This window comes from Candidatus Microthrix subdominans (assembly GCA_016719385.1).
In the GTDB taxonomy this organism is placed as follows: domain Bacteria; phylum Actinomycetota; class Acidimicrobiia; order Acidimicrobiales; family Microtrichaceae; genus Microthrix; species Microthrix subdominans.
Genome location: JADJZA010000001.1, coordinates 560,026 through 581,707, shown reverse-complemented (window position 1 = coordinate 581,707; position 21,682 = coordinate 560,026). Strand labels below are relative to the sequence as shown.

16 protein-coding genes are annotated in these 21,682 nt (G+C 68.2%); 4 read left to right on the top strand and 12 right to left on the bottom strand.

From position 1 onward, the window contains the following. Window positions 1–19 precede the first annotated feature (19 nt). Window positions 20–1,906 carry a hypothetical protein gene (locus IPN02_02770; protein MBK9295799.1) on the top strand — a complete coding sequence of 629 codons (1,887 nt, stop codon included), beginning with the start codon at window positions 20–22 and terminating at the stop codon, window positions 1,904–1,906. Window positions 1,907–1,977: 71 nt separating this feature from the next. Then, the gene (locus IPN02_02765; GenBank protein ID MBK9295798.1) at window positions 1,978–2,697 is read left to right on the top strand and encodes a hypothetical protein; all 720 of its coding nucleotides are present in this window, start codon (window positions 1,978–1,980) and stop codon (window positions 2,695–2,697) included. Here the strand turns inward: IPN02_02765 and IPN02_02760 are convergent. The 12 genes from IPN02_02760 to IPN02_02705 form a co-directional block, all read right to left on the bottom strand. Beyond that, a complete protein-coding gene (locus IPN02_02760; protein ID MBK9295797.1) occupies window positions 2,694–3,248 on the bottom strand; it encodes a hypothetical protein in 555 nt (184 codons plus the stop codon). The genes IPN02_02765 and IPN02_02760 overlap by 4 nt on opposite strands. Continuing rightward, on the bottom strand, window positions 3,221–3,664 hold the full coding sequence (locus IPN02_02755; protein ID MBK9295796.1) for a hypothetical protein: 444 nt from the start codon (window positions 3,662–3,664) through the stop codon (window positions 3,221–3,223). The genes IPN02_02760 and IPN02_02755 overlap by 28 nt, the downstream gene beginning before the upstream one ends. Continuing rightward, window positions 3,636–4,712, bottom strand: coding sequence for a redox-regulated ATPase YchF (ychF, locus tag IPN02_02750; GenBank protein ID MBK9295795.1), 1,077 nt, complete (start codon window positions 4,710–4,712; stop codon window positions 3,636–3,638). The genes IPN02_02755 and ychF overlap by 29 nt, the downstream gene beginning before the upstream one ends. Before the next feature lie 96 nt (window positions 4,713–4,808). Beyond that, window positions 4,809–5,843 (bottom strand): GNAT family N-acetyltransferase, encoded by a 1,035-nt coding sequence (locus tag IPN02_02745; GenBank protein MBK9295794.1) that lies wholly within the window; start codon window positions 5,841–5,843, stop codon window positions 4,809–4,811. A gap of 337 nt (window positions 5,844–6,180) precedes the next feature. Next, the gene (locus tag IPN02_02740) at window positions 6,181–7,431 is read right to left on the bottom strand and encodes a DUF222 domain-containing protein (protein MBK9295793.1); all 1,251 of its coding nucleotides are present in this window, start codon (window positions 7,429–7,431) and stop codon (window positions 6,181–6,183) included. 263 nt (window positions 7,432–7,694) lie between these two features. Continuing rightward, window positions 7,695–9,344, bottom strand: a complete 1,650-nt coding sequence (locus IPN02_02735) for an MFS transporter (GenBank protein MBK9295792.1) — start codon at window positions 9,342–9,344, stop codon at window positions 7,695–7,697. A gap of 64 nt (window positions 9,345–9,408) precedes the next feature. Continuing rightward, a complete protein-coding gene (locus IPN02_02730) occupies window positions 9,409–9,966 on the bottom strand; it encodes a MarR family transcriptional regulator (protein ID MBK9295791.1) in 558 nt (185 codons plus the stop codon). A 117-nt stretch (window positions 9,967–10,083) separates the two neighbouring features. Continuing rightward, window positions 10,084–11,568, bottom strand: a complete 1,485-nt coding sequence (locus tag IPN02_02725; protein MBK9295790.1) for an ABC transporter substrate-binding protein — start codon at window positions 11,566–11,568, stop codon at window positions 10,084–10,086. Window positions 11,569–11,581: 13 nt separating this feature from the next. After that, window positions 11,582–12,523, bottom strand: coding sequence for a carbohydrate ABC transporter permease (locus IPN02_02720; protein ID MBK9295789.1), 942 nt, complete (start codon window positions 12,521–12,523; stop codon window positions 11,582–11,584). Then, window positions 12,516–13,433 carry a sugar ABC transporter permease gene (locus IPN02_02715; protein MBK9295788.1) on the bottom strand — a complete coding sequence of 306 codons (918 nt, stop codon included), beginning with the start codon at window positions 13,431–13,433 and terminating at the stop codon, window positions 12,516–12,518. Before IPN02_02715 ends, IPN02_02720 begins: the two co-directional genes overlap by 8 nt. A 43-nt stretch (window positions 13,434–13,476) precedes the next feature. After that, complete coding sequence (locus IPN02_02710; GenBank protein ID MBK9295787.1) at window positions 13,477–14,685, bottom strand: ABC transporter ATP-binding protein; 1,209 nt, start codon at window positions 14,683–14,685, stop codon at window positions 13,477–13,479. A gap of 147 nt (window positions 14,686–14,832) precedes the next feature. Then, window positions 14,833–15,534: a queuosine precursor transporter gene (locus tag IPN02_02705; GenBank protein ID MBK9295786.1), complete on the bottom strand. Its 702-nt coding sequence runs from the start codon at window positions 15,532–15,534 to the stop codon at window positions 14,833–14,835. Window positions 15,535–15,995: 461 nt separating this feature from the next. Between IPN02_02705 and IPN02_02700 the strand changes: the two genes are divergently transcribed. Together IPN02_02700 and IPN02_02695 are read left to right on the top strand one after the other, a co-directional pair. Next, on the top strand, window positions 15,996–18,320 hold the full coding sequence (locus tag IPN02_02700; GenBank protein MBK9295785.1) for a delta-60 repeat domain-containing protein: 2,325 nt from the start codon (window positions 15,996–15,998) through the stop codon (window positions 18,318–18,320). A 448-nt stretch (window positions 18,321–18,768) separates the two neighbouring features. Further along, window positions 18,769–21,669 (top strand): delta-60 repeat domain-containing protein, encoded by a 2,901-nt coding sequence (locus IPN02_02695; GenBank protein ID MBK9295784.1) that lies wholly within the window; start codon window positions 18,769–18,771, stop codon window positions 21,667–21,669. The last annotated feature ends 13 nt before the right edge of the window (window positions 21,670–21,682 follow it).

Sequence of the window (21,682 nt, the reverse complement as noted above, 5' to 3'; positions counted from 1 at the left end):
CGGACTCTATGATCGCTCGGTGACCAAATTGGACGCGGCCGGCGACACTCAAGCCGGGACGCCAGGGCACTCCTCCGGCGGGGTCGCTCGTTCGCCGCAACCCCCCCAGGCGCCTGCGTTGACGCGCTGGCAGCGAACGGTGGCAGCAATCTGGGCGGTCGGGCTGGCGATCCGCCTCTGGGACGTTTTCGGTTATCGCCCAACTTGCGCGCCCGGCTCGTCCATCGGCGTGCTCGGGGCGTCGTGCTACACCCTCAAGGGCGATGCAGCCGGCTTCTTCGGAGCGGCGCACCTCGTTCGGCTCGGCGAGGTGGGCATGAACCCGTTGCTCTACAACGTCTCCGGAGGGCGGCTGGTCGCCACCGCGTCCAAGCCGCCGTTGGGGGTTGCCTGGCTGGCGCTGGTGGGGTGGCTGGGCGATTCTCCGTGGCTGGGCCAGACCATCGTCTCGGTGCTGCTTGTCGGTGTGATTGCGCTGACGGTCAGGCACTTCTGGGGCCGAACCCGAGCGTTGATCGTCGTCGAGATCGGCACGGTCCTCTTTGTGGCGCTGAGGCTTCTCGACGGCACCACCGTCGCATCAGCCCGGTTCTACTCGGTGCTGCTGGGCTCGATGGCGGTGCCGCTGATGGCGGCCGTCGGTCGGCGCGCCGCCCCCGATGGGTGGGGTGGTCGGGTCGGCATCGTCACGGCAGCGATCGTGGCAATCCACCCCGCTATCTGGGTGGGCGACTCGATGCTGAACAACGAGACCGTGCTCGTCGTGGTCCTGCCGCTGTTCCTGTTGGCCTGCTACCGGGCGTTGGACATGCCGGGCCGAAACACCTCGGTGACGTTGGCGATTACCTTCGTCCTGGTCGTCCTGACCAGGGTGGAACTCGCCGGCCTCGGGGTCTTCGTGCTGCCGTTCGTGTGGCTGCGGGCCTCGCCCGACTGGCGCACCCGGCTCCACAGCGCGCTGGCCTTCGGCATGACCGCCGTGGTGCTGGTCGGCGTCTACTCCGGCTGGAATCGGCTCCGACTCGGAGGTGGCTCCCCCGGTCCCAGTTCGGTGGTGGGCTACGTGCTGAACGCCGGAAGCTGCGACCCGGTGTTTGTCGGGGACTATAAGGGCCTGTGGTATCCCTGTTGGTTCAATCCCCAGACGGCGACGGCCATCGAAGGCGACACTCGCGTCGCCGACGTGGTCGATCGACTGGTCGGCAAACCCGGCTACACCGACCAGCTCACCGATCCCGAAGTGGGTGCCGTGGGACTGGCCGAGGACCCACCCCCGGTCGAGCTCTTCGACGGCTTTGAGCGCCTCGAGGACATCCAGCCGACGTTGACGGCCAACTACGGGATGCTCCCGGACGGCTCGGCCGGGGTCGGAGTGTGGGTGAACGACCAACCTGTGATCGACCCCGATACCCCGGTCGAGCCCGGCGACGAGATTCGGTTCCGGTTCAACTTCTACTTCCTGATGACCGACGAGGCCCTCACCGCCGACACGCTGACGCCACCAACCTTGAAGTACATACGCGACCACGTGGACGGCCTCCCAACGGTCATGGCCGCCCGCCTTGGCAGGATCACCGGCGTCTATCGAACCAGCGAGACGATGGCTGCCGACCAACTGCTGGAGGACCACGGATGGCTGCCGTCCCGGCTCGGTTTCATCGGCCTGTGGTTGCAGACGCCGTTCGCGATCGCCGGCGCGGTCGTGTTGTTTCGCAGGCGCCGCCCACTGGCTCCACTCGTCGGGCCGATTCTCAACGTCGCCCTGGTGACCATGGTGGTGTTCGGGCTCAGCCGGTACCGACTGAGCGCCGACCTCACCATCGCGGTACTCGCAGCGATCGGCCTGATCGCCGCAACCCATCGCTTCGGCCCCAACCGGGAGACCTCCTCCCCACCCGACAACTAACCTGAGCGCCTCGCTCGCCGGTTTGAGTCGAAACCCCCGGCATATCGCAGGCGCCCCTAGGAGCACGAACCATGTCCAAAGAAGCTCGCCTCATTGCGGCCGTCGTCGCAGTGGTCATCGTGATCGTCGGGGCGTTGGTGGTCTTCGGGGGCGACGACGACGCGGAGGTGCAGGCCTCCGACACGAGCGCAGCGGCCGGGAGCGCTGCCACCTCCACCTCCACCTCCACCTCCACCTCCACCTCGGCCCCGGACGCATCGCAGGCTCCCGAAGCATCGACCACCACCGCCGCCGCGTCACCGACAACCGCTGCCGTGCCCAATACCAAGGCCCCCGCCCCCGAAGCTCCCGTGGAAACGGTGGCACCCGGCTCGGTGAGCGTCAGCAACACCGCGCCCTGGCAGATACGCCTCTCCGCCAGCACGGTTCGCAACCGCTTCGACGCAGCCGAGTCCAGCGACGACCTGTGCACGCAACTCGTCGCGCTCACCTCGCTGCCCGACCTCAACTCCCTCCCCAGCCAGTCCAAGGACGACCTGGCGGAGTACTTCACCAGATGGCAGGCGTTGGCCGCGAAGACCGCTCCCACCACCGAGGGCACGCTGGCCCAGCGTCTTCGGGCCGCCCAGGATGCGATGCTGACCGTCGAGCAGACCGTCAACGACAACGGTGGCACGTTCACCGAGGCCGCTGTCGACAAGCTCCTTGGCGAAGACAGCAGCGAACTCACCCAGCTGTTGGCACTCTTTGTTTTGGCCGGCGACCAGTGCCCGACCCCCGCCGACGCCTAACGGTCCCCTCCCAACGACAGCACCAGGTCGTACACCCGGCGCTTGGGCACCCCGAAGTCGGCGGCCACCGCCTTGGCCGTCCGCGACGGCGATTCCCCGCGCTTCAGGGCGGCCTCGATGGCGCCGAGCAGCTCAGCGTCGGTCGCTTCGGTGGGGGCCTCGGCCTCGATGACGAGCCACCCGGCCTCGTCGCCATCGGCAGGCCGGTCGGATCGCAGCTCGGCGACGCTGCCGAGGTGCCACCCATGCATCACCTCGACGGCAGCGCCCGCGTCGAGGCGCTGGTCGCCGTGCGGGTCGGCGACCCAGGCGGCGCCGGTGTTCGCGTTCAGCCGGTCGAGGACGGCGCCCAGGCCACCGGGGCTGACGGCGAGCACGGCGGTCATCGAGCGGTCGAGGACGGCCAGGTCTGCCCCGGGGTCGAGGAGCACGGCGAAGCGGGTGCTGTCCAGGCCGGATCCGGCCAACGCCGCCAGCGCCCGCTCCATCCGTTGACGCTCCCGATCACCCTCCGACCGGCGGCTCACGCTGCGGCCGATCCGCTGGGGCATCCCCACTCGATGTCCAACGGCGACCCTGGGGCCAGCCCGAGGCGGTCGGCCGCCAACGGGTGAAGCTCCAACGTGCACGGCGCAGCCCACGACCACCGGCCCACCTTGCCGGGGTTCAACACGTCGACGCCCCGCACCCGCAGCCCGCAGGGCCGGCCTCGGCGCGCTCCTCGCCGGGTGACCCCAGCGGTCACGACGGCAATCGGACCGTCCATGCCGAAGGTGTGTACCTGCGGGGTGCGCCCCAACCACAATGCCGTCGGCACTTCAACGTCGTTGAGCAACCCAGGCAGGGCGAGCAACCCTCGGGCCCTCCCCCACGGCCCGCCGGCCCGACGCAGCAACAGGTGTGCTCCGGTGGCGGTGATGGCCACGCCGGCCACCCGCTCACACGTTGAAGCGAAACTCCATGACATCACCGTCCACCACCTTGTAGTCCTTGCCCTCGATGCGCAGCGTGCCCTCGTCGCGTGCCTTCGACCACGATCCGGCCGCCAGCAGCACGTCCCACTGAATCGTCTCGGCACGGATGAAGCCGCGCTCGAAGTCGGTGTGGATCACGCCGGCGGCCTGCGGTGCGGTCGAGCCCGCCCGGAACGTCCACGCGCGGCTCTCCTTTTCGCCGGTGGTGAAGAAGGTGCGGAGCCCCAGCAGCTGGTAGGCGGTGTGCAAAAAAGTGGGCAGCGCCCCTTCGCCGAGGCCCAGTGCGTCCAGCATCTCGACGCGGTCCTCGGCGTCCAGCATGGCCGCCTCGGCCTCGAGCTGGATCGACAGACCGATCACCGGCGCCGTGTCGCCCACCAGCTCTCGCACCCCGGCCAGGTGGGCGTCGGGTTCCTCCAGCTGGTCCTCGCCCAGGTTGACCAACACGATCACCGGCTTGGAGGTGAGCAATTGCTCGGCCTTGAGCAGCGCCAGCGTGTCGTCGCCCAGGCCGGCCCGCCACACCGGGGTACCTGCGCCCAGCACGTCGATCGCCGCCTCCATCGCCGCCACCTCGGGCGCCAGCACCGGGTTGGATCGCGCGGCCTTGCGGCGCTTGTCGATGTGCTTCTCCATCGCCTCCAGGTCGGCCGTGATCAGCTCGAGCTCCAGGATCTCCAGCTGCTCGGCCGGATCGGAGGAGCCGGGCACGTCGGTGTCCTCGAAGGCCCGCAGCACGAACACGGTCGCGTCCACCTCCCGGATGTGGGCCAGGAAGCGGTTGCCCAGCCCCTCGCCTTGGGAGGCGCCCTTCACCAGGCCGGCGATGTCGACGAACTGCACGGCGGTGGGGATGACGTTCTTGGACTTGCTCATCTCAGCCAGCGCATCGAGGCGGCTGTCGAGCACCTTGGCCACGCCGACGTTGGGGTCAACCGTGGCGAAGGCATAGGGCGCCGCGAGGGCGCCGCCCCCGGCGAGTGCGTTGTACAGCGACGACTTGCCCGCATTGGGGAGTCCGACGAATCCGAAGCGTTCCATGAGGGGCGGCAGCCTACCGGAGCCCGCTTTGGCGTCCCATGGGCACCGCACCCCGGGGTCGATCACCGGCCATGTTGGCCGTCGGCAAACGACGGCCTACAGCACGTCGAAGTCCAACAGCTCGAAGCTGTCGAAGCGCAGGTCGCTGGTGCCGATGCGGCGGGGCACCGCCTTGAAGCACAGGTGCAGCGGCGAGGGCAGGTAGCGCTGGGGTACCAGCGCCCCGAACACCCGCACGTCGGAGTTCATGCCGACGTACAGCGCCAAGGGCGTGCGGTGGTGCGCGCACACCTCGCCGACCATCGCCGGGGTAAACCATGCCTTTCGCAGTCCGTCGGCCCGGCGCCGCTCGCCCCGTACGAGCACCTTCATGAGCACCGCCACCCTGACGCCCCGCCAGGTGGTGGTGGTCGACACCGCCACCATGTCGTCGGCCACGTGCAGGGTGTAGGTGCTCAGCGGGCTGGCCAACCGCCAGCGCAGCACGTCGAGGTGCCACCACAGCCGCACGCCCCGCCGAGGGGCCAGGTCGGTGTCGGCCAGCAGCTCCCCCAGCCGGTCGCTCTCCAGCAGCGCCCGGTCCACCGTGTGATGGCTGAACCGCGCCTTGGTCCACGGCGTCGGGCCCAACACCTTGGTGGGCAGTTCGGCCTCGGTGACCACCCCAAAGGCTTCCAGGGCCTGGCGGGACTGGTCGTTCATCACCCCGTAGATGCCCGCCTGGTCGAACCCCTCGATCATCAGCCACGCCTGGAGGCACATGCGCAGAAACGCACCCTCGCGCTGCGCGTCGGGCACCGAGGCGACGTTGGCGATCAGCCACATGTCGAGGGTGCCGTCCACGGTTCGCAGCCGCCGGGGCGCACCGGCCAGGTGGCTGATCGCCCGGCCGTCGCGCCGGACGATGCCGCTGAAGGTCTCCCCGAAGGGACACTGGGTGTAGAACCAGCGCAGGTAGTCGAGGGTCTCGAAGCGGGGCACGTCAAAGGCCGAGGCCAGCACCCGACGAATCTCTTCGAGGTCCTCGGGTCGGGTCAGCACCGACTCGGTGTGCTCGTCGCCGTCGTGGACGACCGCGTCGACGTCGTACCACCAGCCGGGCGGAACCCTCAGTGGGCTCGGCTCGATCATCGGATCATGTCATTCTCGTCAGAGGCGGGGTCGACGCGTCGCAATCGTTCGCCGGGCCAGGGTGCACGCCCTGACGCTACCGCCCGGTCAGCTTTGGGGGGTTGGCCCCGCGGGCGGTAGCCTCTCCGGATGTCTCAGCGGACCCAACGCAAGAAGAAGAACGCCCGGAAGAAGAAGGCCAACCACGGCCGCAAGCCCAACCTGGGCCGCAACTGATCCTGGAGTAGCTCGCCGTACGGCCCTTGTCGCTGTTTGAGCAGAGCAACCCAGACTGCGCCGACGAGTGCCCCTCGGGGCACTTTTCTGCGTCGTGGGACGAGTTTGCCCCCGGCTCCCGTCACCATGCCCCCCGAACATGGCGGGCACGGTGACACGCGGCGCACCGCAGCTGCAAGCAGTCGACCACCGTCTGGTTGCTGATCGAGAAGTCGGGAACGTGGTCGTATTCGAGGAGGTCGCTTCCCCCGCAGTCGACGCATCGGCGGTCGCGTTCCTTCACCACCCGCTTCTGCCGGGCGGACGGGTGTCGCTGACGCCCCGACGCATTCAGCGGCAGGCCCTCGGCGTTGTGGATCAGCGCCCGTACCCAAGCGTCGGGCAATGCCCGCATCACGGCCTGGCGCGTCACCGGGGTGCCGTCATCCATCGTCGTCCCGTCACCGCGAACGTGCAGGATCACCTCGGCGCTCAGCTGAGCTCCCCCGCCGCACATCACGGCGACCAGGGCGTCGGCCCGTTGCTGGGCCAGCGTGGGGTGGATCACCTGCTCGGCGGCCTGGCGCTCGGGCCACCCGGCCATTGCGATGGCGCCGACGACGTCGGAATGGCCGACGATGTCGGAGCCACCCCCGTTGGAGCCCACGCGATCAACCGATTCCTGCCGGGCGCGCATCACTGCGGCATCGATCACCGCCATCACGCCGCCGGCGACATCGGGGGGCAGGCGAAGCGTGCCGGTTGCCTGGCCGTCCGGCTCGACCCTCCAGCTGAGGCTACGGGACTCCCGATGTCGCTCGTCGCGCACGTCTTCGGTCTCTTCACGACGGGACCATGTCGCCAGCGCCGCACCCAGCGCGCCGGCGTTCACCGAACAGGCCAGGTCGATCAGCTCGCGCTCGTTCTCCATCGTCGCCGCCCGCACCAGGATCCGTACCTTGGCATAGGACAGCTCGCGCCGAGCCAGCGCCTCATCGAGCATCGGCAACCGCCGGAGCGCTCGCCCGACGGCGATCCACTCCCGGGCCGTTCGCACCGAGATGTCCAACCGCTGGCTGATCCACCGGGCCGCCGACGAGCTGCCGTCGCCGAACCACTCCGAGGTGCCGGCAAACTCCGCGGCCAAGCGCACCAGGTCGTGATGGCGCTCCGACGCACGCCATCCCACCTCGACCAGGCGTTCGCCCAGCGTGGTTCCCGCTGCGCCGACGCGTCGGGGGGTCGGTCGGTGCGCCGCCGAGCCGACCAGTTCCAATGTCGGCGCCCGGGTCGAGTCGTGAACGAGCTCGAGAGTCGGTCGGTTGGGTCGTTCGGGTGCTGGTTTGGGACGTATTGGTGTCGTGTGTCCGGGCGCCGAGTGTTCGGGTGTCATCGCCGTGCCTCCTTCCACCGGCGTCGCAGCGCTCAGCCGGCGGGTCGTCATCTGCGGGAGGAAGGCCCGAACCGAGGCCGACGACGGCGCCCACACCACCCGGGAGCGACGAGGCGGAGCTCGCCGATTCCGGGTCCTGAGCGGTTTCGATTCACGATAACGAGGGACTGTGACGTTCCAGCCGCGCACCTCTGCGCCGACCGAACTTGCCCCAAACGGCTGGGCTCGCTGCTTTGGGACGATGAAGGGCCAGCAGGTGACCGCTATCCATCCCAGACGTGATCGCCCCTCGGACCCGTGCGGTGCGCTGAGGGGATGCTTTGGCCCACGAGCGGGGCGGGCTCCGCATCGGGGGCGTGACGCGAGGCGGCAGCGGCGTGGGCTGCTGAGCGCTCCTTGCTGGGGCTGAACACGAAGGCCACGGTGACGGCGGCAGTGAGAGCAAGCAACGCCGAAATGGTGTTGGCGATGTTGAAAGCGCCGGTGAAGGCCACGCCGGCGCGGTCGGCCAACTCGGCTCCGCCCCCCGGCAGGGACCGGGCGATCTGGCTGGCGGCCCCAACCGAGTCCTTCGCCGCCGCCACCTGCTCGGGGCCCAACCCCAGATCGTCGATGCGCAGGTTGGCCTGATAGGCGCTGGCGATGATGCTGCCCAGCACGGCGATGCCCAGGGCGCCACCAAACTCGCGCGTGGTGTCGTTGACCGCCGACCCCACCCCAGCCTTGGCATCGGGCACCGCGCTCATGATGTTTCCGGTCGCAGGGGCTGCCGTGATGCCCATCCCGGTGCCCAACAGCACGTACGCGGCACCGAGGGGCAGGTACGGCCACGACGGCGCAGCAAACGCCAGGACGGCGAACCCGGAGGAGATGAACGTGAAGCCGACGGCGATCACCGGGCCGCTGCCGAAGCGTTCGCTCAGCGACGAGCTGCGGGGGGCGACGAGCACCTGCATGATCGCCACCGGCACGGCGGCAAGACCGGCGAACAGTGGCGAGTCTCCCCGCACGAACTGCAGGTACAGGGTGTTGAGAAAGAAAAAGCCGATCATCGCAAAGAACGTCACGGTGACGACGCCGCTGCCGACCGAGAAGCGGCGGTCGGCGAACAACTCGAGGGGCAGCATCGGGTGGCGGGCGTGGCGCTCTCGCACCACAAAGCCCACCAGGGTCACCGCCGCCGCTGCGAACCCGGCGAGCACCTCGGGGCTCGACCAGCCCAGGTTGGGCCCCTCGATGATGCCGAAGACCAACGCGGTGATGCCGACGAGCGACAGGGCGGTACCCGGCAGGTCGAGCGGCGTGTTGTGCGTGTCGCGGGACCTCGGGGCCAGCACGGCGATCGACCCCGCCAACACGATGACGATCGGGATGTTCACCAGCAGGGCGGCCCCCCACCAGAACCATTCGAGGAGGGCGCCGGAGACGATCGGACCGATCGCCGCCCCGGCACCGGCGAAACCGGCCCAGATGGCGATCGCCCGGCGACGCTCCTTGGGCGGAAACACGGTGACGACCAGCGACAGCGTGGCGGGCATGACGAAGGCGGCACCGGCACCCATCGTGGCCCGCCCGGCGATCACCTGGGCCGGGGTGGAGCCCAGGCCGCCCACCGTTGCGCCGACCGCAAAAACGGCCAGGCCGAACAACAGCGCGTTGCGGCGGCCGAAGCGGTCACCCAGTGCTCCGGCGGTCAGCAGCAACCCGGCGAACACCAGCGCATAGGAGTCGATGATCCACTGCAGCGCCGAGTTGCTGGCGTCGAGCGACTCCTGGAGGGTGGGCAGCGCAACGTTCAGGCCGGACACCGACATCACCACGACGGTGAGGGACGCTGCCATCACCCCGAGAATCCACCAACGGCGTTCGTGGATCTCGGGGATCTCGTAGAGGGGGATGGACTTGTCGGTCACGGGGTGTCCTTCGGACGGGTTTGGCTGGGAGGACCGGTCCGGGTCCTCGTGCGTTCGGTGGCGTTCACGACGGCTCGGCGAGGGCGGGCGAACACAGCAGCGCCCGCAGTGCAGCCTCGACCGGAGCGCGCACGTTGGCATCGCCCAGCTCGGCGGCGACCAGTTGGGTTTCGGCCTCGACGATCACCTGGTAGGCGTCGTCGAGCAGCCGCGTTCCATCGTCGGTGAGCACGATGTGGGCAGCCCGCCGGTCGGCCGGGTTCGCCGTTCGGTTCAGCAGGTTGCGCGCTTCGAGTCGATCGAGGCGCTTGGTCATCCCACCGGCGGTGATCATCACCGCGTGGCAGATCTCGGACGCCGTAATCGGCCCGGAGCGGCGCACCGTGGCCAGCACGTCGAACTCGCCAACGGTCAGCTCGAACGGTGCGAGCAACCTGGCCCGGGCCTCTTCCAAGCGGGCCGCCAGCCGCAGCACGCGTCCGGTGACCGCCAAGCCGCCCAGGTCGAGTTCGGGCTTGAGAGCGACAACCTGATCGATCAGCTCGTCGAGGTGATCACGACCCGGCGGCAGCTTGCCGGGTCGCCCCACTTGCTCAAGTTGCGTGGTGTGCTCGGGTATCACCCGGGCACGTTACCCGATGTACTTTCCCACGAAACTGTTTCCCGGCAAACCACCCGGCTCGGCGGTACCGTCGTGCCGGGACAGCACCGCACCAACATCGGCGCCGCGGCGCCGGCCTCAGCCGTAGTACTGCTCGAGTTCGGCGTTCATCTGCTCGTTGGCCTTGTTCAGCGCGTCCTCGGGCGATGCGCCTGAGCGGGCGGTGGACTCCATCGTCTTTTGCATGATGTCGGTGTACTCGGGATAGGGCCCGATCAGCGGTCCGGGCCGCTTGGGATCGATCAGCGCCATCTGCTCGTAACCCACCTTGAGCAGCTGACCGGCCCGGTCCTCCTTCCAGAACTTCTGGATCCGGGGGTCGTCGGCGACATCGCCGATCACCGGCAGGTACGAGCCGACGAGATGCCAGGTGACCACCTGATCGGGCTGCGACATGAAACCGAGGTACTTGGCCGCTGCGGCCTGTTGCACCTTGGGCACCCGGTTGGAGATGCCGAAGTAGCCCCCGGACACCCGCACGCCGCCGGGTTGGTCGAGGCCCGGGAACGGGGTGGCGGCCGGGTCGAGTCCGCCGGTGTCGACCGAGGAGGCATCCTGCCCGCCGGTGTCCAGGTCGCCGCCGAGGAACGCCTTGATCGACGTGGAGGCGGTCGACGTCTCGATCAACATCGACGACTTTTCCTGGGCCACGTTGAGGTATTGGTTGATCTGCCCCGGGGTGTTCGAGATCGGGTCGGCCAACCCGTCGGCCACCATGTCCTGGATCCACTGCAGCGTCTCGACACCGGCCTCGTTGTTCAGGTTGGCCTCCGTGACTGCGCCAGATCTTCCGTTGTCGGGCAGGACGATGTCCTCGCCGACCCCGTTCACCCAGCAGGTGAAGAACCACGGGTCCAGCTTCAGCGCCAAGGGCTTTTCGATGCCCGACGCCTTCAGCTTCTCGGCGGCGCTGCGCACCTCGGCCAACGTCTGCGGTGGCGAGTCGACGTCCAGGCCCGCCTCGCGGAAGTGGCTGCGGTTATAGAACATGATCGGCCCGGAGACGTTGACGTAGCCGGGGTAGAAGACGCCGTCGACCGTGTAGGCGCTGCGGACGGCGGGCTGCACCGAGTCGAGGTCGAAACCCACCTCCTCGGCACATGCTTCGGCGGGAAACAGCGTGCCGGTGTCGATGATCGTGCGGATCGTCGTGTCCTCGAGGTACACGACGGCGGGCACGCCTTCGCCGCTGGCTGCGGCGGCGTTGTACTTGCGGAACACCTCGGAGTAGTCGGCGCCCTGGTTCTGCAGGGTGACGTTCACCTCGTCCTGGCTGTCGTTGAACGCTTGGGTGACCTCCTCAAGCGCCTTGGCGGGCTCGGCGCCCAGGGCGTGCCACACGACGATGTTGGTGACGCCGGTGGCCTTGTCCAGCTCGCCCATCGGGCAGTCGGGCATGTTGTCGGCGGACACGTCGTCGCCGGCCAGGGTTTCGATCGTCGGGGGCGGACCGCAAGCGACGGCGGTGGTGCCCGCCAGCACGGCGACGCCCACCAACCCGGCCCGCAGCCGGCCGGGGCGTTTGGCGCCCGGTCGTCCATTCGATCGCCTTGACGGTGTCACATGCATCTCGTTCTCACCCCTTGACCGCACCGGCGGTCAATCCTCGCACGATCGCTCGCTGGAACACGATCAACAGCGCAAAGATCGGCAGCGCCGCCAGGACGGCACCGGCCACCCCGACGTTGAGCTGCTGGATGTTTTGGGCCGCAAGGCGTTTCAGCGCGATCTGCAGCGTCTGGTGGCTTTCCTGCTCGGTAACCACCCGGGGCCACAGGTACTGGTTCCAGGACGACAGGAAGGCGAGCAGGCCGACCGAGGCGACGACGGGCGCCGCCAACGGCACGGCGATGCGGGTCATGAACCGGAAGTGGCCGTAGCCGTCGAGAAAGGCGGCTTCGCGCAGTTCGTTGGGGATGCCGAGGAACCCCTGGCGCAGGAGGAAGGTGCCCAGCGCCGAAGCGAGGAACGGCGCCACCAGGCCTTGTAGCGTGTCGATCCAGCCCCACTGGCGGATCGTGAGGGAGTTGGCCACGAAGGTCACCTCGAGGGGCAGCATCAGGGTGGCGACGAACAGCACGAACAGCAGCTTCTTAAACGGAAAGCGTAGAAAGACGAAGGCGTAGGCGGCCAGCACGGCGGTGATCACCTGGGTCACCGTGATCACCGCCGACATGGCGAAGCTCCAGAACGTGGCCGCCGACAGGCTGCCGCCGTTCCACGCCCGGCTGAACACGTCCCACTCCGCCTCGACCGGCCAGGGCGGGTTGCCGGCCCGCGCATAGGCCGCCGGGTCGGACAGCGCCCGCATCACCGACATGTACAGCGGGTACAGGATGACCAGCGCCAACAGGGTGAGGAACAGGTACCAGCCCAGCTTCTTCAGCTGGGCGCCGGCGGGGGCCGCGACCACCGGCGCCGGACCGGACGGGGCGATCACGCCGGACCGGGCGGAGGTAAACCCGGTGCCGACGGTCGCTGCATCGGTGGTTGCGTCGGTCGAGGCTGCGTCAGTCACGGTTCATCCCCCGTTCGAGCAAGATGAACTGCCCCAGCCCGATGATCAGCGTGATGCCGAACAGGCCCACCGCCATCACCGAGCCGTCGGTGATGTTGGTCGGGTCGAGCTTCTGGGCGATCGTGTACACCAGGGTCGAGGTGCTGCCCTCCGGGCCGCCTCCGGTGATGATGTCGGGCAGAGCAAACTCCTGCATACCGAAGATGGTGAGGGCGACGACCAGGAAGGTGAGCACCGGCGTCAGGGCCGGCAGGGTCACTTTGAAGAAGCGGCCGATGGCGCCGTAGCCGTCGATCATCGCCGCCTCGGTCAGCTCGTCGGGCACCGCTTGAAGCCCAGCGAGCACGATGACGAAGCTGAGGCCGAGGTTCTTCCACACGGCGACCAGCGCCAGGGCGGGCAACGCAGTGCCGGGGTTGGACAGCCAGTCCACCTTGAACACGCCGACCGCGGGGTTGATCAGGCCGAAGAACAGCACGGCGGCCACAGCAACCGAGGTGGCGATCGTCGAGCTGAAGATCGTCTGATAGATCTTCATGCCCTTCAGACGTCGGTGGGCGGCCACCGCCAGCAGCGTGCCGAAAATCAGGCCGGCGGGCACGGTCAGCAGCACGAACTGCACCGAGATCCACAGCCCGTCGAGAAACTCCGATGAGGTGAGCACATCGACGTAGTGGCTGAAACCGACGCGCTCGTAGAACGAGCCTCGTTGGCGACTGTCGTAGAAGCCCCACGACACCAGGCGGGCGAACGGGAAGTAGAAGAACAGGCCGAAGATCACCAGCGACGGCGCCAGGAAGGCGGCGGCCAGGCCAGTCTCCCGCAGGCTGTGGCCAAACAGGCCACTCCGCTTGACACCCTCGGGCGCCGTGTCGTCCTTGGTGCCGGGCGCGTCGGGCAGGACCCCCATCAGCTTGGCCCCCCGATGACCCGCCGCATCCCGCTGCCGCTGCTCACAGGTGCACCCCGGTGTCGGCGTCGAACAGTTGCACCGCACCAGCCTGAGGCGTGGCTCGGATGATCTTGCCGTTGCGGGCATCGACACGACCGTTGGCCCGCAGGATCACCCGGCGACGGGTGGCGCCCACCTGCTCGGGATCGTTGGCGTCGACGACGGCGTCGCCAACCAGAGAAGCGGTGCCGATGGTCCCGCTGTCTTCATTCGTGTCGCCGTCGCCACGCGCCGAGCGCTGGGCGGCGCCAACATCAACCAGGTCGGCGGTGATCAGGCTCTCGTAGCCCAGCCATTCGACCGCCTTGACCTCCATGGCCAGGCCGTCGTCGGACAGCACCAGGTGCTCGGGTCGGATGCCCACGACCACCGGTGCGCCGGCCTCCAGCTGGTGGGTGGCGTCCAGCTTGGCGCCGGCCACCTCGACACCGTCGGAGGTGGCCACGCCGTCCATCAGGTTCATGGGCGGGGTGCCGATGAAGCCGGCGACGAAGGTGTTGGCGGGCCGGTCGTACACGTCGTCGGGGGTGCCCACCTGGTGGAGCGCACCGTTGGCCATGATCGCCACGCGATCGGCCATCGTCATCGCCTCGATCTGGTCGTGGGTGACGTAGACGACCGTGCCGCCGAGGCGCTCGTGCAGGTCGATCAGCTCGGCGCGGGTCTGGGCCCGCAGCTTGGCGTCCAGGTTCGACAACGGCTCGTCCATCAACAGCACCTTGGCCCGGGCGACGATGGCCCGGGCGAGGGCCACCCGCTGGCGCTGGCCGCCGGACAGGGCGCCGGGCTTGCGGTCGAGGTAGTCCTCCAGGTCGAGCATTCGGGCCGCTTCGATCACCCGCGCGTCGCGCTCCTCGCTGCTCAGCCGGCGGGGGTCGCCGCCGCCGTCGGGCGGAACGTCCTTGGCCTTCAGCGGCGACTCGATGTTCTTGCGCACCGTCAGGTTGGGATACAGCGCATAGCTCTGGAACACCATCGCGATGCCGCGCTTGCGGGGGTCGACGTGGTTGACCACCTCGCCGTCGATGCTCAGGGCGCCTTCGGTGATCGACTCCAATCCGGCGATCATGCGCAGGGCGGTGGACTTGCCACAGCCCGACGGGCCCAACAGCACCATGAATTCGCCCTCGACGATGTCGAGGGACATTGCGTCCACCGCCGTCGTCTTTCCGAAGCGTTTGGTGACCTGGTCGAAGCGAACCGTTGACACGCCGCCAACCTAGACGCTGGGCATCCCCGCGTGACGGTTCACTTGCGAGGCGCCGGTCCGGCCGCCGCACCGGCCGACGGCGCCCCTCCCCAGCCGGTCGCACCAGCGTTGGCGCAACGGCGAAACCCGCTCCCTGACCGAGACGGTTCATTCCCGGCCGACCCACCGGTCGCGCACGGTGTAGATCAGTGGGGTCGAAGCCAGGGCGGTCACCCCCTTGATGGCGATGTTGGCCCATATGATCGACCACACGACGGCGCCGGGGATCCGGCCGGCAAAAGCAATCACCGCAAAGATCACCGAATCGAGCGGGACCGACACCGCATTGGAGCTGATCACCCGACCCCACTGGTGGCGTGCCCCGAAGCGTGCCACCCAGGCCCGGTACACCTCGGTGTCGACCAACTCGGCGATCAACTGGGCGATGATCGACGCCGCGATGATGCGCAGCACCGGGTTGAGCACGTTGGCAAACTCGCTCTGGGCCGCTCCGGTGGTCGCCGGATCGCCGGGCAGCACGGCGGCCGCCCACAGCCCCAGGGCCAGCAGCGCGTTGAACCCGGCGGTGGCCACCACCGTCGTGCGGGCCACCGCGGTGCCGCCCGCCTTGTGCACGACGTCGCGCAGGGTGAAGGTCAGCGGGTAGGTGAGCGTGCCGGCGTCCACCGCCCAGCCGCCGAGCGACAAGATGCGCACCGACATGACGTTGGCCATCAGGGAGGTGGCCACGTAGGCGCCGCCGACCACCATCAGCACCATCACCGCACGCTCGCTGTACATCGTTGTTGCGTCGACATCGGTCCGACCGACGGCGACGGCACTGTCCACCCGTGGGTTGATCGTGCCCATCGCGGCAGCGTAGATGCGTTCGGCGAATCGATCCTCAGCCCATCTCGCTGGGGCCCACGTCGAATCTCACTCCGCCACCCGCTGCCCTACTTCCCCGGGCACCACAAACCGGCCACCGATTTCTTTGCCTGGCGGACCTGCGTACGCCCTCCCGCTCGGGGCGAGGCACCTTTGCCAGGGTGAGCCGGAACGCCTAGCGTCCGCGCGATGAAGCCCTCGATGGACTCGGGGATTTCTCACGACCTCAACCACTCGGTGGGCGTCGCTGCGGGGCACAACTCAGGCGGAATTTCATGACTATTGGCGGGCTCATGTCCAGCGGACCTTCTTCATCGGGCCGACCCTCGGGCAGTCGTCTTCGGGCGACGTCACTCAAGCGGGCCGGCATCACCGCCTTCCTGGTGGCCGCAGTGCTCGGCCCAAGTGCGGCCTGCGTTCCAGATGAGACGGTCCCTCCCCCGGTGACCGAGCCCACTGACCCGCCCGTCGACCCGCAGCCTGCTCAACCTGGTGATGGCACGACGGCGGAGACGGCGGGTGCGTCGTGCTGGGGGGTCAAGCAGAAGTTCTCGCAGTCGGCCACCGGTGTGTATTGGTTGCGCACCAGCACGCTGGTCGCTCCCGAGAAGTTCACCTGTGACATGACCACCGATGGTGGCGGCTGGGCCTTGATCGGCGTGGGCCGGGAGGGGTGGAACTGGTCGCCCGCGGCACAGGGCAACGTCGCCCGGTTGTTGACCGACCCAAACGGTCAGGCGTCCCAGGCCCCGGTGCACCTCTCGGCTGACAAGGTCAACGGGCTGCTCGATGGCGGTGCTGCGTCCCAGTTGCCCGACGGTATTCGCCTCCGCCGGTCCGCCAACGCTGCCGGCACGTCGTGGCAGGAGGTCCGCTGGAATCTTGCCACTGCCGAACCGTGGTCGTGGCACTTCTCCGCCGGCAAGCCACTGGCCAAGATGACGGTCAACGGCACCGGGTATACGAGTGCGGGCACGACGCGTGACACCAAGGGCAATGACGCTGTCACCAACTTGCCCAACGCAGGCACCGGGGTCGATGGGCTCAATCGTGTGTTTACCCATCGCAACTGGAAGGTCACGGCTCGAGGCAACCGCGCCGGGTTTGCGATGGGCGCAGTCGGAGCGTCGACCAGCGGCAACTGGTATGCGCCTGACGGCACGAACCCGATCCCGTTGACCCAGGTGTGGGTGCGGCCCCGCATCATGGACTCGGTCGCCGCTGCGTTGCCCAGCGAGGGCTCAACCCCGCGGCAGGTGCCGTGGGTCCCGAGCGATTTTTCCCAGGACTTGGCGTGGGGCGTGGACGGACCTCCCGACTGGACCGACAGCATCTCTGGCGCCGATCCGGCCCTGGCGTACGTGATGGCGATGCAGGAGGCCGGCGGGCGCATGTTCGTCGGCGGCTCGTTCACCAAGGTGGTCAACAACGCGGGTGGCTCGGTCGACCACAAGTTCCTGACCGCGTTCGATGTCAACACCGGTGAGTGGATCAGTTCGTGCACGCCCATCCTCGATGGCCGGGTGTGGGACATGGAGGTCTCCAGCGATGGCCAGCTGATCATCGCCGGCGACTTCACCAACGTGAACGGCGACACGGCGGTAGCCGGGTTGGCCAAGCTCAACCCCAACACCTGCGCTCTTGATCCCAGCTTCCAGGTGCGCGTCACCAGGAGCGGCGGGCGTGGCATGGTGCGCGGCATCAGCCTGCTCGGTGACCGTCTGTTCATCGGCGGTGCGTTCAACCAGGTGACGCCACACGGTGCACCGCTCACCGGGGTGTCGAACGCCGCTGAGGTCAACGCCATGACCGGACAACTTGGTACCTGGCGTCCGGTGGTCAACGGGCTGGTCATGGACATCGATGCCTCCGAGCGAGGCGACCGGGTGTACCTCGCAGGCTGGTTCACCACGATCAACGGGATCGCCGGTGAGCCCTACGCCACCCGCATCTCCGACGGCGCCCCGCTCACCAACTTCCACTGGCTCCTTACCGCTCCAGGCATAGGTGGGCCCTGGTCTCAGACGGTCAAGGAGGTCGGTGACCAGGTGTATGTCGGCGGACGCCAGCACGTGATTGCGTCGTACAACCGCGACTCTGCCGCTCAAACCTCATCCCACATCTCTGTTCCCGGTGGTGACTTCCAGGCGGCGGAGGCCGCCTTCGGCTACCTCTTCGGCGCCTGCCATTGCGGTGGCGACACCGGGGTAAACCTGTCGGGTCGCACCCGCTGGTACGGCAACATCGCCGACATGACCTGGGGCGCCACCCGCTCGGACCGCATCCAACAGGTAGGCCTCTACGATGCCGCCACCGGCGCCTACCTCGACTGGTGGCTCCCGTCGATCGCCTCGGCGACCGGTGACGGCCCATGGGTGATCACCAAGGACCACAACGAGTGCGTCTGGCAGGGCGGCGACACCAAGCGTGACGCCTACTCGGGCAACGCCGCGAAGGACTTCGCCGGCGGGTTCACCAAGTACTGCTCGGCGGTCGACCGCAGCGTGCCCACCGCACCGGCCCAACACGCCGCCTCGCTGCGCCCCGACGGGACGGTCGGTGTCACCTGGGGTCAGGCCAGCGACCCATCAAACGACCTGCGCTACCTGGTCCTCCGAGACGGCAACGCTGTCGGCTTCAGCTGGGGCACCAGCTACGTCGACACCAACGTCCCCGTCGGCAACCACCAGTACGCCGTGGCCGCCATCGACGAAACCGGCAACATCGGGCCGTCAACCGAACCAACCAACTTCAACGTCACCACGTAGATGATACCGGTCGCCGAAGGGACACCGGTCACCTACACAATCCCCGGCAGCGCCCTCCAACCCGGGGAGCAAGGTGCGTCGACTTCGCATCCAAGCACGTCTGCACCCGCGTGCGACGAATGTCACCGTCCGTGAGACTCACCGATTGTGACGGGCAAGAACCGTCTCCCGACCGCTTGGCGGTTGAATTTCACCACCGAATTATGGGACGCCGTCGGCCCCATATCGGCGTCGGATGAGCCACATGAGTAAATGCCGCTACCATCGCGACCGCCCCGCGTGAGATGATCTTCAAAGCACCTGCTGAACAGGGTGTTTCTCACGCTCTCGGCAGTCGACTCGGTTCGGCACGAGGTCTCGATTCAGGCGGAATTTCATGAATATTGGCGGGCGCTCATCTAGCGGACCCCTGGGTAGGTTTCGGCATCTCGGCACGCGCCTTGGGGCGATGTCACCCAAGCGGGCGGGCATCGTCACCGTGATGGTGGCGGCCGTGCTCGGCCCGGTGGTCGTTCCTACGGCCGCTCAGGCGGCCGGTCCCCCGGCCGCTCGTCCCGGTGATGGCACCACGGCGGAGACGGCGGGTGCCTCGTGCTGGGGTATCAAGCAGCGCTTCTCGCAGTCCGCCACCGGCGTGTACTGGCTGCGCACCAAAACGTTGGTCGCTCCCGAGAAGTTCACTTGTGACATGACCACCGACGGTGGCGGTTGGGCGTTGATCGGCGTGGGCCGGGAGGGGTGGACCTGGTCGCCTGCGGCACAGGGCAACGTCGCCCGGCTGCAGACCGACCCCAACGGTCAGGCGTCCCAGGCCCCGGTGCACCTCTCGGCCGACAAGATCAACGGGCTGCTCGACGGCGGCGCTGCGTCCCAGTTGCCCGACGGCATTCGCCTCCGTCGGTCCGCCAACGCGGCCGGGACGTCGTGGCAAGAGGTCCGCTGGAATCTTGCCAATGCCGAACCGTGGTCGTGGCACTTCTCCGCCGGCAAGCCACTGGCCAAGATGACGGTCAACGGCACCGTGTATTCCAGGGCGGGTACGACCCGTGACACCAAGGGCAACGACGCCGTCACCAAAATGTTCAACGCCGGCACCGGGGTGGATGGGCTCAACCGTGTGTTCACCCATCGCAACTGGAAGGTCACCGCTCGAGGCAACCGCGCCGGGTTTGCGATGGGCGCGATCAAATCGTCGACCAGCGGCAACTGGTATGCGCCTGACGGCACGAACCCGATCCCGTTGACCCAGGTGTGGGTGCGCCCCCGCATCATGGACTCGGTCGCCGCTCCGTTGCCGAGCGGAGGCTCGGCCCCGCGGCAGGTGCCGTGGGTCCCAAGCGACGTTGCACAGGAGTTGGCGTGGGGGGTGGGCGGACCGCCCGACTGGACCGGACGCATCTCGGCCGCCGATCCGGCCCTGGCGTACGTCATGGCGATGCAGGAGGCCGGCGGGCGCATGTTCGTCGGCGGCTCGTTCACCAAGGTGGTCAACAATGCGGGCGGCTCGGTCAACCACAAGTTCCTGACCGCATTCGACGTCAACACCGGCGCCTGGATCAGCTCATGCAAGCCCATCCTCGATGGTCGGGTGTGGGACATGGAGGTCTCACGTGACGGCCAGTTGATCATCGCCGGAGACTTCACCAAGGTCAACGGCGACACCGCGGCAGCCGGGTTGGCCAAGCTCAACCCCAACACCTGCACGGTCGACCCCAGCTTCCGGGTGCGTGTCAACAGGAGCGGGGGCCGCGGCATGGTGCGCGGCATCAGCCTGCTCGGTGACCGTCTGTTCATCGGCGGAGCCTTCAACCAGGTGACGCCAAACGGCAGACCGACCACCGGGGTGTCGAACGCCGCTGAGGTCAACGCGATGACCGGGCAACTTGGTACCTGGCGCCCAGTGGTCAACGGTCTGGTCATGGACATCGATGCCTCCGAGCGAGGCGACCGGGTGTACCTCGCAGGCTGGTTCACCACGATCAACGGGATCGCCGGTGAGCCCTACGCCACCCGTATCTCCGATGGCGCCCCGCTGACCAACTTCCGCTGGTTGCGTTCCGCCCAAACCGCTGGTGGGACCTACTCCCAGACGGTGAAGGAGTTCGGCGACCAGGTGTTCGTCGGCGGGCGCGAGCACACCCTCTCGGCCTACAACCGCAACACGGCTGCCAGAACCGAGGCCCACGTCTCCATTCCCGGTGGCGACTTCCAGGCGGCGGAGGCCGCCTTTGGCTACCTCTTCGGCGCCTGCCACTGCGGTGGCGACACCGGGGTGAACCTGTCGGGTCGCACCCGCTGGTACGGCAACATCGCCGACATGACCTGGGGTGCCACCCGCTCGGACCGAATCCAGCAGGTGGGCCTCTACGATGCCGCCACCGGGGCGTATCTCGACTGGTGGCTCCCGTCGATCGCTTCGGCGACCGGTGACGGCCCATGGGTGATCACCAAGGACCACAACGAGTGCGTCTGGCAGGGCGGCGACACCAAGCGTGACGCCTACTCGGGCAACGCCGCGAAGGACTTCGCCGGCGGGTTCACCAAGTACTGCTCGGCGGTCGACCGCAGTGTTCCCACCGCACCGGCCCAACACGCCGCCTCGCTGCGCCCCGACGGGACGGTCGGCGTCACCTGGGGTCAGGCCAGCGACCCGTCGAACGACGTGCGCTACCTGGTCCTCCGGGACGGCAACGCGGTGGGCTTCAGCTGGGGCACCAGCTACGTCGACACCAACGTCCCCGTCGGCAACCACCAGTACGCCGTGGCTGCCATCGACGGGACCGGCAACATCGGGCCGTCGACCAAGCCGACCAACTTCAGCGTCGCCGCCCCGATCGTGGAGACCGAGTTGATGCCCACCGGCGCCGCTTGGCGATTCACCGTCGACCCGGCACTCGCCCCGGAAAATTGGCAGGCGCCCGCATTTGCCGACGCCGGCTGGGCCGAGGGCCCCGCCAAGCTGGGCTTCGGCCGGTCCGACGTGGCCTCGGTCATCTACACCGCAGGCGGTCCGAACTACCCGACGGCCGGCTACTTCCGGGCCAAGGTGAACGTCCCCAACCCGTCCAAGTACAGCGAGCTCCGCGTTGAGCTGGTTCGCGACGATGGTGCGGCGGTGTCGATCAACGGCGTTGAGGCCTTCCGGGACAACCTGCCGGACGGGCCGCTTGCTCCCACCACCGGAGCGGTCAACGTCGTCGAGGGCGCTGCCGAGCGGACGCCGGTCGTCTACACGGTCCCCGCCAGCGCCCTGCAGCCCGGCGTCAACACGATCGCCGTCGAGGTGCACAACGCCAATAAGTGGTCGGGCGACATGGGCATGTCGATGCGCATCGTCGGCCTCAGCTGAGCCAAACCGCCCC

Excerpts from the sequence above, each read along its gene's own strand:
- IPN02_02765 (MBK9295798.1), top strand. The coding sequence starts at position 1,978 with ATGTCCAAAGAAGCTCGCCTCATTGCGGCCGTCGTCGCAGTGGTCATC.
- IPN02_02760 (MBK9295797.1), bottom strand. The coding sequence starts at position 3,248 with ATGCCCCAGCGGATCGGCCGCAGCGTGAGCCGCCGGTCGGAGGGTGAT.
- IPN02_02755 (MBK9295796.1), bottom strand. The coding sequence starts at position 3,664 with ATGTCATGGAGTTTCGCTTCAACGTGTGAGCGGGTGGCCGGCGTGGCC.
- ychF (MBK9295795.1), bottom strand. The coding sequence starts at position 4,712 with ATGGAACGCTTCGGATTCGTCGGACTCCCCAATGCGGGCAAGTCGTCG.
- IPN02_02745 (MBK9295794.1), bottom strand. The coding sequence starts at position 5,843 with ATGATCGAGCCGAGCCCACTGAGGGTTCCGCCCGGCTGGTGGTACGAC.
- IPN02_02740 (MBK9295793.1), bottom strand. The coding sequence starts at position 7,431 with ATGACACCCGAACACTCGGCGCCCGGACACACGACACCAATACGTCCC.
- IPN02_02715 (MBK9295788.1), bottom strand. The coding sequence starts at position 13,433 with ATGGGGGTCCTGCCCGACGCGCCCGGCACCAAGGACGACACGGCGCCC.
- IPN02_02705 (MBK9295786.1), bottom strand. The coding sequence starts at position 15,534 with ATGGGCACGATCAACCCACGGGTGGACAGTGCCGTCGCCGTCGGTCGG.
- IPN02_02695 (MBK9295784.1), top strand. The coding sequence starts at position 18,769 with ATGTCACCCAAGCGGGCGGGCATCGTCACCGTGATGGTGGCGGCCGTG.